This window comes from Streptomyces sp. NPDC059037 (genome assembly GCF_042740015.1).
In the GTDB taxonomy this organism is placed as follows: Bacteria; Actinomycetota; Actinomycetes; order Streptomycetales; family Streptomycetaceae; genus Streptomyces.
The window spans coordinates 1-12,201 of sequence record NZ_JBHYIG010000288.1 but is presented as its reverse complement, the minus strand read 5'-3'; the positions used below and the strand labels follow the sequence as shown (position 1 = coordinate 12,201).

Here is a 12,201-nt window from a genome sequence, read left to right as displayed (position 1 = left end):
GGTGTTGTTGACTAGCGAACGCAGCAGCTCTCACCCACGGCGCTAGCGGCGCCTGCTGACTCAAAAATAATACCTGGTCCCGGAGGGTGCTCCGGACCGCGCCGGACGGTCCCCGGCGGCGGCCCCGGCGCCGCCCCTAGATCGCAAGGGAGAGCAGCACCGGTGCCGCCCCGCGATTCAGCGTGTCCGCGGCCTCCCGCAGCCGGTGCGCGTGCTCCACCGGCAGGGAGAGGGCGAGGCAGCCGACCGCGGAGCCCGCGGTGATGGGGACGGCGGCGCAGACCGTGCCGACCGCGTACTCCTGGAGGTCCAGGACGGGGACCGTGGCGGGCTGGGCGGCGAGGTGGTTGAGCAGGACCCGCTCGTTCGTGATCGTCCGCGAGGTGAGGCGGGCCATCTTGTGGCGGGAGAGGTGATCGCGCCGGCCGTTCAGGTCGAGCTGGGTCAGCAGGCTCTTGCCGACCGCGCTGGCGTGCGCGGAGGACCGGAAGTCCACCCACTCGTTGACCTTGGGCGTGCCGGGGCCGTCCGCGAAGTCGGTGATCTTGATTTCGCCGTCCTCGTACCGGCTGATGTAGACGGCGGCGCCGATCGTGTCGCGGAGCCCGTCCAGGGTCTCCTTGAGCTTCTGGCGCAGTGCCTGGTCGCGGCGGTGGGCCGAGCCGAGGCGGTTGAGTGATTCTCCGGTGACGTACGCACCGTCGGCGATCTGCTCGACGTAACCCTCGCGGCGCAGCATCCGCAGCAGGGTGGTCAGCTGCGGCGCGGGAAGGCCGGTCTGGCGGGCGAGTTCGGTGTCGGTCACTCCGGCTCCCCGCCGGGCGACGATCTCAAGCACTCGGAGTGCGCTCTGCACCGAGCGCTGCGGCGTGGTCGGCTCATGCTTCAGCGCCACGGCTTCCCCCTGCGTGGAACGGTTCCGGACAGCTGGGCTCCGTCCCACGATAACCGCCAAGAGGCCGATAAGGAGCGGCTGTTGGGAAGATTGGTGGCGCGCTCCGGCCCTCTCAGCAGGAACGCGCCACCCTGGCATATGCCAGAGTCACCACCCAAGGCCATAGCCTGGGCGATTACGGCGGGGAGTCACAGGACTGCGCTCAGGAACTCCCGGGTCCGCTCGTGCTCCGGCTCGGTGAAGATCTTCTCCGGTGTCCCGGATTCGATGACGCGGCCCGAGTCGAACATCAGGACCTGGTCCGAAATGTCACGGGCGAAATTCATCTCGTGGGTCACGCAGAGCATCGTGATGTCCGTGGTGTGCGCGATGTCCCTGAGAACGTCGAGGACACCGGCCACCAGCTCCGGGTCGAGCGCGGACGTGACCTCGTCCAGGAGCAGCACCTGCGGGCGCATCGCGAGGGCGCGCGCGATGGCTACGCGCTGCTGCTGGCCGCCGGAGAGCTGGGACGGGTACTTGTCGATGTGCTCGGTCAGTCCGACCAGGTCGAGCAGCTCGCGGGCGCGCTCTTCGGCCTCGTCCTTGGACAGGCCGAGCACCTGGACCGGCGCCTCGGTGATGTTCCGCAGGACCTTCATGTTCGGAAAGAGGTTGAACTGCTGGAAGACCATCCCGATGTTCTTGCGGACCTCGCGGATGTACTTCTCGCTCGCCGGCACGAGCTTGCCGTTCTTGTTCTCGTGCGTGAGGTATTCGCCGCCGACCTTGATCGTGCCCTCCTCGGGCTTCATCAGGGTCATCAGGAGCCGCAGGATCGTCGTCTTGCCGGATCCGGATGGTCCGATCAGCGTGACGTGTTTGCCCGAGTCGACGGAGAAGTCGAGCTCGTCGAGGACGACATGGCTGCCGAAGCGCTTGGTGACCTTGTCGAAGCGGATCAGCTCGCTGCCGTCCACCGTCGGGTTGGCCGTTTCGTTCGAGGTGCTGCTGTCAGCGGACAAGGCGACGCTCCAAGACTCGGAGAAGGACGGAAGCCGGGTAGGCAATGACGATGAAGGCGATACCTACGATGGTGATCGCCTCGTAGGTGAAGGTCGCCTGGGTGAATCCCTTGGCCTCGCCCAGCATGTCCAGGGCGCCGATGGCGGCGATCTGCGGGGAGTCCTTGAGCATGGACACCACGTAGTTGCCAAGGGCGGGGATCACGCGGCGGATGGCCTGCGGCAGGATGATCGCAGTCCAGGTGCGGCGTTTGGGCAGGCTGAGCGCGGTGGCCGCCTCCCACTGGCCGACGGGGACGCCCTCGATGCCCGCCCGGTAGACCTCGGCGGTGTACGTCGAGTAGTGCAGGCCCAGGCCGACGATGCCCGTGGTGAGCGGGGACATCGTGGGGCCGAACTCGGGAACCACGGTGAACAGGAAGAACAGCTGCACCAGCAGCGGGGTGTTCCGGATGAACTCGGTGACAGCCGTCACGGGCCAGCGGACCCACTTATGGTCGGAACGCTGCGCGACCGCCCAGAGCAGGCCGAGCGAGAACGCGATCAGGGTGCCCCAGGCCACTGCCTGGAGGGTGACGAGCACCCCGTCCCAGAACTGCGGCATGAAGTCTTCGACGTTGGACCAGTCCCAGCTCACTTGGCACCCCCGGTACCGGTCACGGCGTCGATCGACGACTTGGAGCGCAGCCCGCTGAAGAGGCCGAGCTTCTCGGGTGCCTGGCCCACCTTCGACTTCGCGTGCCGCTCAAGGAGCCGCATGCCGCGCGTCAGGAGGAAGGCAAGGACGAAGTAGACCACCAGCAGCACTGTGTAGACGGGAGCGCTTTCGGCGGTGACGAGCCGCCACAGGTTGCCCGCGAAGGTCATGTCGGCCACCGCGATGAGCGAGACGAGGGAGGTGCCCTTGAGCAGCTCGATCAGCAGGTTGTTGAACGGGGGCAGCATCTCCGGCCAGGCCTGCGGGATCTCGATCTTCCGCAGGCGCTGTGCCTGGGTGAAGTTCAGCGCGACCCCCGCCTCGCGCTGTGCGACCGGCACGGCGGCAAGGGCGCCGCGCACGATCTCCGAGCCGTACGCCCCGTACGTCATGCCGAGTGCCAGCACCCCGGCGGCCATCGGCATGAAGCTGAAGCCGAACAGCATCGGCACCGTGAACGCCATCCAGAACATGAAGACCAGGGCCGACGTGCCGCGGAAGATCTCGAAGTAGGTCCCGGCCAGGAAACGTACGATCCACAGCCGTGACGTACGCAGCACACCGATGGGGAAGGCGATCACGAAGGCCAGCGCCGCGCTGTAGACCGTGATCTGCACGGTGATCCAGAGACCGGGCAGGAACCACTTCTCGATGAAGTCCGCCGTCATCATGAGGAGGTTCCCTTCACCGGTGGGCACAGATCCTCGAGCGTCAGGTCGGTCATCTCCTGCTTGGTGAAGCCGAACTTGCCGACGACCCGCAGCAGTTCGCCGCTCTTCTTCATCTTGTGCAGCTCTTTGTTGAAGGCGTCGCGCAGGTTCTTCTCCGACTGCCGGAACGCGAATCCGCCCGCGCCGTAGGCCGGCTTGCCGCCCAGCTCGGGCTGGAAGGCCTCGGTTACCTCGGCCCGGTTGCTGCCCTTCACCACGTCCCGGGTGGTGATGGCGGTGCCCGCGAAGACATCGACCCGGCCCTGCACGACCGCGTCGAGGCCGGCCACCGGGTCCGGGAGGATGAGGATGTCCTTCACTCCCGCGTCCTTCGCGTAGTCGATCTCGGCGTACGCGGTGCCGCTCGCCATCTTGAGCTTCTTCTTGACGACGTCCTCGTACCGCTTGATCCCGTGCGGATTGCCCTTCTTCACGATGAAGGCATCGAGCATCAGGTAGTCGGGGTCGGAGAACAACACGCGCTCGCAGCGGCCGGGGTTGATGTACATCCCCGCGGACACGACATCGAACTGCTGCGCCTGAGTGAGCCCCGGGATCAGTGCGCCGAATTCGGTGGGCACCGCCGTGACATTCGGTACGCCGAGCCGCGGGAAGATCACCTTGGCGATCTCCGGCGCCTCACCGGTGACCTCGCCCTGCTTGTCGATATAGCCGAACGGGAGTTCTCCCGCCACGCCGATCCTCACGGTCCCCGCATCACGGAGCCGACTGAGCAGATCCCCGCCCTCGACCTTCCCTTCCTCCGGGACCTTGGTGCACCCCGCAGCCCCGATCGCCCCGACCGCCGCTGCCCCTGCGAGCAGGGAGCGGCGGCTGAGCCTGCCTGTGAATCCCTCGTCGTTCTCATGTGGTGGAGCCATGGGCGCGCGGCTACCCGACTCGACACGAGATATGCGGGCCAATTTCAGCCCCTGATGCAATCGTTGTCCTCTTGACCCAGGGAGGAGCATGGGACACATGGCAGACCGATACATCGAAGTCTCCCTCGCCAAGCGGGGAGTTCAGTGCACGGCCAAGCTGCTCGACGACCGGGCGCCGATCACCTGCGCGGCGGTGTGGGACGCACTCCCTTTGGGCGAGGACGTCTATCACGCGAAGTATGCCCGCAATGAGATCTACGCCCTCTTTCCGGCTTTCGCGGACCGCGAGCCGCCCCTGGAGAACCCGACCGTCACGCCCATCCCCGGAGACCTCTGTTATTTCTCCTTCAACGGTACGCAGCTGGGCACCCAGGCCTATGGGTACGAACCGGCTGCCGACGTCAAGGCAGGGGCGACCGTCGTCGACCTCGCCCTCTTCTACGAGCGCAACAACCTGCTCCTCAACGGCGACGTCGGCTGGGTCCCCGGCATCGTCTGGGGCCAGGTCGTCGAAGGCCTCGACCAGATGGCCGAGGCCTGCAACGACCTGTGGCGCGGGGGCGCGCAGGGGGAGACGCTGAACTTCCGCAGGGCCTGAAGCCGGGTCCGAAGGGCCGGGCTTGAATCCGGTCCCGAAGGTCAGCTCACCGCGGGCGGCGCGATTCCCGCGCTGCCCGCCTCGTACAGCGCATGCGCGGCCCGCAGGACCAGCGCGTCCGCATGCCGCGCCGCCACGATCTGCACCCCGACCGGCAGACCCTCCCCGTCCACCCCGCAGGGCACCGTCGCCGCCGGCTGCTGCGTCATGTTGAAGGGGTACGTGAACGGCGTCCACCCCGTCCACCGCCGATGGCCGGAACCTTTCGGAACCTCCGCCCCCGCCTCGAAGGCGGTGATCGGCAGCGTGGGAGTGACGAGCAGGTCGTACGTCGAGTGGAAACGGCCCATCCGGCGGCCGAGCTCCATCCGTACGTCGACCGCCGCGAGATATTCGAGCGCGCTGTACCGCGCGCCCCGCGCACAGATCTCCCGCAGCCCCGGGTCGAGCAACTCCCGCTGTGCGGGCGACAGATGCTGCGTCACCCGTGCCGCGCCGCTGAACCACAGGGTGTGGAAGGCCTCCACCGGGTCCGAGAAATCGGGGTCGGTCTCCTCGACGTACGCACCCTGCGCGGCAAGCGACTCCACCGCGCGCCGCACCGCCGACGCGACCGCGGGCCGCACCGCCACCTGGCCGCCGAGCGAGGGCGAGTAGGCGATGCGCAGACCGCGTACGCCGCCTTCGATGCCCGCCCGGAAGCTGCCGGCGACCGGGCCAAGCTGCGACCAGTCGCGCCAGTCGGGGCCGCTGATCACGTCCATCAGGAGCGCCGCGTCCGCCGCGTCCCGTGTCATCGGCCCGACGTGCGCGAGGGTGCCGAACGCCGAAGCCGGATACAGCGGCACCCTTCCGTACGTCGGCTTCAGCGCGAAGATCCCGCAGAACGCGCCGGGGATCCGCACCGAGCCGCCGCCGTCCGTGCCCAGGGACACCGGCGCGGCGCCGTAGGCCACTGCGGCCGCGCTGCCGCCGCTCGATCCGCCGGCGGTGCGCGTGTGGTCGTACGGATTGCGCGTGACCCCGCTCCGCGGGCTGTCCGTGACGCCCTTCCAGCCGAACTCGGGCGTCGTCGTCTTGCCGATGAACACCGCGCCGTGCTCCCGGAGCCGGGCCACCGAAGGCGCGTCCTCGTCCCAACTCCCTTCCGTACGCACGGTCTTGGAGCCGCGCAGCGTGGGCCCTCCGCGCTGCAGCAGGATGTCCTTGACGGAGACCGGAACCCCGTCGACCAGACCCCGCGGCTCGCCCCGCCGCCACCGCTCCGCACTCGCGTCGGCCGCCGCGATCGCCTCGTCGGCGTCGATGCGCACGAACGCGTTCACGGCGGGCTGCACCTCCTCGGCCCTGCGCAGCGCGGCCCGTGTCGCGTCGACCGGACTGAATTCACCCTTGCGGTAGCCGTCGACGAGTTGTCCGGCGGAGAGATCCGTGAGCTCGGTCATGCACGCTCCTCGGTGCAGAGGGGATGGGGCCGTGGATCAATGCCCGGGTACATACCCACGTTTCTTGTCGACCACGTTCGACAGGGGCCGCCCGGCCGCCCACTCCTCGTACAACTCGACGAACTGAGCGCCCAGTTCATCGCGCCACCCCACCGTGTCCCCGCTCATGTGCGGCGACACGATGAGCCCCGGTGCCGTCCACAGCGGGCTGTCCGCGGGCAGCGGCTCGTGCTCGAAGACGTCGAGCGCCGCGCCCGCGATCCACCGGTTCGCCAGGGCCGCCGCGAGATCGTCCTCGACGACGAGCGCGCCGCGCCCGATGTTGATGAAGCGCGCGGAGGGCTGCATCATGCCGAACCGCCGCCCGTCGAACATGCCGCGCGTGGCGTCCGTCAGCGGCGCCGCGCAGATCACCCAGTCGGCGCGCGCCATGAGCCGGTCGAGCTCCTCGCTGCCGTGCACGCCGTGCTGCGCCTTGCGGCCCACCAGCGCCGTGATGATCCCCAGCGCCTTCAGCGTACGGACGATCGCGTGCCCGATCGGGCCCGAACCCACCACGCACGCGCGCGTGCGGGCCACCCGCTGGGACTCGCGGTGCCGCCAGGTCCGCTCGCCCTGGAGCCGGAGGGTGTGCGGCAGGTCCTTGGCCATCGCCAGGACGAGCGCGGCCACGTACTCGGCGATCGGCTGGTCGAAGACGCCCCTGGCGTTGGTGACCACGGTGTCGGAGGCGGCCAGTTCGGGGCACATGAGGCGGTCCACGCCCGCGCTCGCGGTATGCACCCAGCGGGGTCTCGGGCCCTCGCCGGGCCAGGCATCGCGCACCGCGTCCGAGAGGAAGTCCCACACCAGCAGCACATCGGCGAGCGGAAGTTGCTCCGCGAGGGTGTCCGCGTCCGCGTGCAGGATCCGGGCGCGCCCGGTGAGGCTGCCGAGGCGGGGCGGCGGGGCGGGAGAGGGGGCGTCGAGGACGAGGACCGTGGCGGCCGCGGCATCAGCCGCCGCATCGGGCGTCGAATCGGACATCGGGGAGAAACCGTTTCGCAATGAGAGTCCGCTTCCCTGAGATATGTGTCGGCCAGGGCCGTCTGAGATGCGCGGATTGACCACGCTCGCACCTGAAACTACCTTCGTCAACAGAGGTGCTCTATCACAAGCACCCCACAACTGAGTACTCTCCGTATGAGGTCGCAGCACTCTCTGTAGCGCTTTCTTGGCGCATCTTGCCCCGTCCCGACGTCCCGGCGCGTCGCCGGTTCCGCATCATCTCCCGGCCCCCGGCCGGTCCCTCCAATGCACGCACGCACGAACTTGGGGCCTGCTCATGGACGTCTCCTTCCTCGGCGGACCACACCCTCAGCGCGGTGTAGGTGTCGTCGCCCCTTTCGACTTCGCCCTCGACCGGGAACTCTGGCGCTGGGTTCCCGACGAGGTCTCCCTCCATCTGACACGCACTCCGTATGTGCCCGTCGAGGTCAGCCTCGACCTGGCGCGCCTGGTCAGCGAGCACGAGACGCTCGGCGAGGCGGTCCGCGCGCTGAGCGCCGCCGAGCCGGAAGTCCTGGCGTACGCCTGTACGTCGGGCAGTTTCGTCGGCGGCATCGCCGGTGAGCGGGCGATGTGCGAGGCAATGACCCGCGAAGGCGCGGTCACCTCCGTCACGACGTCGGGCGCGCTGCTCGAAGCGCTCGACGACCTGGGCGCGCGGCGCATCGCCCTCGTCACGCCCTACACCTGGTCGGTCACCCAGTCCCTCGAGGACTATCTGGCCGAGGCCGGGGTGACCGTCATCGGCCGCGCCTATCTGGGCCTGACCAGGCACATCTGGAAGGTGCCCTACCGGGACGTGGCCGACATGGCGCGGCGTGCGGTGCAGGGCGGCGTCGACGCGCTGTTCATCAGCTGCACCAACCTCCCCACGTACGACGTCATCCCACAGCTGGAGGCCGAGCTGCGGGTTCCGGTCATCTCCGCGAACCAGGTGACGATGTGGTCCGCCCTCCGCCGGCTGGGTACGCATGCGGTAGGGCCCTACCAGGCGCTGATCACCCCGAGCGCGAGGCCGGGCGCGGGCACCGTCCCCGGTCCCGGCGCGGTGCCGGACGCCATGCCGCTCGACCCGCCCCAGGGGCTGCCCGAAGGACCACCACCGCTGCCTTGAAGGAGGCTGGAAGTGACCGCACTTGGTTTCCTCTACCCGGGTCACTCGGCTGAGGACGACTACCCCCGCATGGAGCAGATGCTGGGCAGTGACATCCGTCTTCAGGTCGTCCACACGGACATCGGAGAGGACGCGCACCGGGTCGACGCGCTCCTGGAGATGGGCTCGCCGAAGCGGCTCGCGGCGGGCGTCGAGGAACTGCGCCTGTCCGGCGCGGAGGCGGTGGTGTGGGCGTGCACCAGCGCGAGCTTCGTCTTCGGCTGGGAGGGCGCGCACGACCAGGTCCGCGCGCTCGCCCGGGCGGCGGGTCTCCCGGCGTCCAGCACGTCGTTCGCCTTCGCCCATGCGGTACGTGAGGTGGGCGCGACCCGGGTCGCGATCGCGGCGACGTATCCGGAGGACGTGGCGGGGCACTTCGCCGCGTTCCTGAACGCCGCGGGGACCGAGGTCGTCTCGACGCGGGGGAGCGGCATCATCACGGCGGCGGAGGTCGGCACGTGGGGCTGGGAGGAGGTCAAGGCGATGGCCCTGGCGGGCGACCACCCCGATGCGGAGGCGGTGCTGCTCCCGGACACGGCGCTGCACACGGCGGCGCACGTCCGCGCCCTGGAGAAGGAACTGGGAAAGCCGGTCCTGACGGCCAACCAGGTAACGGTCTGGGAGGCCCTGCGCCTGGCGACACGCAGGGTGAACGCACCGACGCTGGGCGCCTTGTTCACGAAGGAGCCGCTGGTCCAGGTGAAGGGCTAGCTCTCCCTGCTCTCCCTGCCGGGCAATCGAGTGGGTGGGCGGGAAAGCCTTTACCCCCCACCCATGGAAAGCCGAAGGAATAAACCGGAGCCAACCTCCTGTTCGCACCCTGCGGAGCAAGAACTCACCCCAGCAGGAGGACAGGCCCCGTGACAGTGGACCCGACCGACGACATCCGAGGCACCCGGCAGGGAACCGCCCCCGTCCCGCTGTCCGTCCTGGACCTGGTGACCGTGGGCGCAGGCCGCACGGCCACCCAGGCGCTGCGGACCAGCGTGGACATCGTCCGCCTCGCGGAGACCCGCGGCTACCACCGCTACTGGGTGGCCGAGCACCACTCCATGCCGGGAGTCGCCTCCTCGTCGCCCGCGGTGATCCTCGCCCACCTGGCGGCCCACACGACCCGCGTCCGCCTGGGCTCCGGCGGCGTCATGCTCCCCAACCACGCCCCTCTGGTCATCGCGGAGCAGTTCGGCACCCTGGAGGCGATGGCCCCGGGCCGCGTCGACCTGGGCCTCGGCCGCGCCCCCGGCACGGACGGCGCCACCGCGGCCGCGCTCCGCAGGACGGACCGCCTCAACGAAGGCGCGGACGAATTCCCCCAGCAGCTCGCCGAGCTCACCCGCTTCCTCGACGACGACTTCCCCGACGGGCATCCCTACGCCCGCATCCACGCCGTACCCGGCCCCATTCAGGCCACCTCGCCCGGCGGCGTCCAGTCCCCGAACCGCCCGCCGATCTGGCTGCTCGGCTCCTCCGGCTTCAGCGCCCGCCTCGCCGGAGCGCTCGGCCTGCCCTTCGCCTTCGCGCACCACTTCTCCGCGCAGAACACGGTCCCGGCGCTCGACCTCTACCGCGAGTCGTTCAAGCCCTCCGCGGTCCTCGACGCCCCGTACGCCCTCATCGGCGTATCCGCCCTCGCCACGGACGATGAGCAGGAGGCCCGCCGTCAGATCATGGCCGCCGCCCTGAACATGGTCCGGCTGCGCACCGGCCGCCCCGGCCTCGTCCCCACTCCCGAGGAGGCCGAGACGCACGAGTTCACGGAGATGGAGCGTGAGCTCGTCAGGAGCTGGAACTCCAACGTCATCCACGGCACCGCCGACCAGGTCCGCACCGGCCTGGACGACCTCGCCAAGCGCACCGGCGCCGACGAGCTGATGATCACGGCCAACGCGCACAGCGGCGAACTGCGCCTGCGCAGCTACGAACTGATCGCGGACGAGTACGGACTGCCCAAGGGATAGCCGTCACGTCCCGGCGAGCAACGCGGAGATACGATCCGGCGCCACGGGCCGGGAGTACAGCCACCCCTGACCCGTGTCGCACCCGATCCCCCGCAACCGCGAGGCCTGGGACGCGGTCTCCACGCACTCCGCGGTCACCGTGAGCCCGAGCCGGTGCGCGAGCTGCACCAGGGCCTCCACGATGATCTCGTCGGCGGGGTTGATGTGCGCCTCGCCCGCTTCCGCGTCGTACTGGAAACCCCGTACGAAAGATCCGTCCAGCTTCAGGACGGACACCGGGAGCCGGCTCAGATACGCCAGGTTCGAGTACCCGGTGCCGAAGTCGTCGATGGCGATGCGCACCCCCATGTCGCTGAGCGACTGCAGCGCCTGCAGCGGCCGCCCCGCCGAGCCCATCACGGCGGACTCGGTGAGCTCCAGTTGTACGAGTTCGGGGGCGAGCCCCGTCTCGGCGAGGATCTCCGCGACGTCGGCGACCAGGTCGGAGTCCCACACCTGGCGCACGGCGACATTGACGCTCACGAAGACCGGCGGCCGTTCCGGGTGGTCCAGCTGCCACTGCCGGGCCTGGCGGCACGCCGTACGCAGCACCCAGCGGCCCAGTTGGACGATCGAACCGTCTTCCTCCGCCAATCCGATGAACCGATTCGGCGTGAGCAGCCCGAACTGCGGATGCTGCCACCGCACGAGCGCCTCCACCCCGTGCAGCCGGCCGTCGTCGAGGCCCACCAGCGGCTGGTAGTCCAGCACGAACTCGCCCCGGTCGACGGCGGGACGCAGTGAACTGGCAAGCGCCTGGCGGGTCATGCGGTGGGCGTTGCGCTCGGGGTCGAAGAGCGTCCAGCGGGCCTTGCCGTCGGCCTTCGCCCAGTACAGCGTCGTGTCGGCGGCCTGCATCAGGCAGGTGGCCGTGGTCCCGGTGGCCCGCCGCTCCACGACACCGATGGACGCCGACACGGACAGCCGCTGGCCCGACAGGTCGAAGGGGGCCTGCAGCGCCTTGAGCGCCGCGTCGGCGAGATCCGCCAACTGGTCGGTCCCCGTGGAGTCCTCCACAAGCAGCGCGAACTCGTCGCCGCCGAGCCGCGCCACCAGCGGCGCCGCGGTCCTGCCGTACCCGGCGTCGTCGGCGCACCGCGTGAGCCGCTCGGCGACCGCAGCGAGGAGCCGGTCGCCGACCCGGTGGCCGAGGGTGTCGTTGACCGCCTTGAACCCGTCGAGATCGAGGTAGCACAGGCCGATCCGTCCGGTGCCCGTGTCGTCGTACGCACCCGCTTCGAGCGCCCCGGCGAGCCGCTCGAAGAACAGGCTGCGGTTGGGCAGCCGGGTCACCGGGTCGTGCATCTGGAGGTGGCGGAGCCGGGCCTGGAGCTCGCGGCGCGCGCTGATGTCCGTGGCGGCGAGCAGCACCGTGCGGCCGCCGGGCATGGGGGAGACGGTGAGCTGCACCCACAGGGAGTGCCCGTCGGGGTGCTTCAGGCGCCGGGTGCAGCGCAGCTTCGCCTGGCGGCCGCGGAGCACCTCGCGGTACGCGTGCCAGGTGCGGGCGTCCGACGCGAGATCCACCAGATCGGCGGCGAGGCGGCCGCTCAGCTCGTCGGGGGACTCGCCGAGCAGCTCGGCGAGCGCGTCGTTGGCGTCCATGACGAGGCCTTCGGCGTCGACCACGGCGAGGGCGAGCGGGGCGGCGGCGAAGGCGGCCCGGTGGTCGGGCGCCGCGCGGCGGGCCGCCCCACTGAGTGGGGGCGGGGCGGCCGGGGCGGGGGTCGTGCGGGAGGTGGGTGTTGGGGTTGTTGTGGGGTGGGTGTCTTCG

Annotated in this window: 12 protein-coding genes; 4 read left to right on the top strand and 8 right to left on the bottom strand. The window is 69.9% G+C overall.

The window, feature by feature from the left end:
* Positions 1-136: 136 nt before the first annotated feature.
* From ACFWY6_RS37970 to ehuB, 5 genes are all read right to left on the bottom strand, one after another.
* A complete protein-coding gene (locus ACFWY6_RS37970) occupies positions 137-895 on the bottom strand; it encodes an IclR family transcriptional regulator (RefSeq protein ID WP_384700365.1) in 759 nt (252 codons plus the stop codon).
* Positions 896-1,083: 188 nt separating this feature from the next.
* Complete coding sequence (ehuA, locus tag ACFWY6_RS37965) at positions 1,084-1,854, bottom strand: ectoine/hydroxyectoine ABC transporter ATP-binding protein EhuA (RefSeq protein WP_384700367.1); 771 nt, start codon at positions 1,852-1,854, stop codon at positions 1,084-1,086.
* Between the two features lie 34 nt (positions 1,855-1,888).
* Positions 1,889-2,536 (bottom strand): ectoine/hydroxyectoine ABC transporter permease subunit EhuD, encoded by a 648-nt coding sequence (gene ehuD / locus ACFWY6_RS37960; protein ID WP_384700362.1) that lies wholly within the window; start codon positions 2,534-2,536, stop codon positions 1,889-1,891.
* Positions 2,533-3,267 carry an ectoine/hydroxyectoine ABC transporter permease subunit EhuC gene (ehuC, locus tag ACFWY6_RS37955; protein ID WP_384700360.1) on the bottom strand — a complete coding sequence of 245 codons (735 nt, stop codon included), beginning with the start codon at positions 3,265-3,267 and terminating at the stop codon, positions 2,533-2,535. The genes ehuD and ehuC overlap by 4 nt, the downstream gene beginning before the upstream one ends.
* Positions 3,264-4,187: an ectoine/hydroxyectoine ABC transporter substrate-binding protein EhuB gene (gene ehuB / locus ACFWY6_RS37950; protein WP_384700358.1), complete on the bottom strand. Its 924-nt coding sequence runs from the start codon at positions 4,185-4,187 to the stop codon at positions 3,264-3,266. The genes ehuC and ehuB overlap by 4 nt, the downstream gene beginning before the upstream one ends.
* A 97-nt stretch (positions 4,188-4,284) precedes the next feature.
* Here ehuB and ACFWY6_RS37945 point away from each other — a divergent pair, with 97 nt between their 5' ends.
* Positions 4,285-4,785, top strand: coding sequence for a DUF3830 family protein (locus ACFWY6_RS37945; protein WP_360766000.1), 501 nt, complete (start codon positions 4,285-4,287; stop codon positions 4,783-4,785).
* A 41-nt stretch (positions 4,786-4,826) separates the two neighbouring features.
* Here ACFWY6_RS37945 and ACFWY6_RS37940 read toward each other — a convergent pair whose 3' ends face one another.
* Together ACFWY6_RS37940 and ACFWY6_RS37935 are read right to left on the bottom strand one after the other, a co-directional pair.
* On the bottom strand, positions 4,827-6,230 hold the full coding sequence (locus ACFWY6_RS37940) for an amidase (protein WP_384700356.1): 1,404 nt from the start codon (positions 6,228-6,230) through the stop codon (positions 4,827-4,829).
* A 36-nt stretch (positions 6,231-6,266) separates the two neighbouring features.
* Positions 6,267-7,256: a D-2-hydroxyacid dehydrogenase gene (locus ACFWY6_RS37935; protein ID WP_384700354.1), complete on the bottom strand. Its 990-nt coding sequence runs from the start codon at positions 7,254-7,256 to the stop codon at positions 6,267-6,269.
* A gap of 298 nt (positions 7,257-7,554) precedes the next feature.
* Between ACFWY6_RS37935 and ACFWY6_RS37930 the strand changes: the two genes are divergently transcribed.
* The 3 genes from ACFWY6_RS37930 to ACFWY6_RS37920 all read left to right on the top strand — a co-directional run bounded on the left by ACFWY6_RS37930 (position 7,555) and on the right by ACFWY6_RS37920 (position 10,388).
* A complete protein-coding gene (locus ACFWY6_RS37930) occupies positions 7,555-8,391 on the top strand; it encodes a decarboxylase (RefSeq protein WP_360765991.1) in 837 nt (278 codons plus the stop codon).
* A gap of 12 nt (positions 8,392-8,403) precedes the next feature.
* A complete protein-coding gene (locus tag ACFWY6_RS37925) occupies positions 8,404-9,141 on the top strand; it encodes a decarboxylase (protein WP_384700351.1) in 738 nt (245 codons plus the stop codon).
* Between the two features lie 149 nt (positions 9,142-9,290).
* Positions 9,291-10,388 carry an LLM class flavin-dependent oxidoreductase gene (locus tag ACFWY6_RS37920; RefSeq protein ID WP_384700350.1) on the top strand — a complete coding sequence of 366 codons (1,098 nt, stop codon included), beginning with the start codon at positions 9,291-9,293 and terminating at the stop codon, positions 10,386-10,388.
* Positions 10,389-10,391: 3 nt separating this feature from the next.
* Here ACFWY6_RS37920 and ACFWY6_RS37915 read toward each other — a convergent pair.
* Positions 10,392-12,201 (bottom strand): putative bifunctional diguanylate cyclase/phosphodiesterase (locus ACFWY6_RS37915; protein ID WP_384700348.1); only part of this gene is annotated, 1,810 nt, incomplete at its 5' end.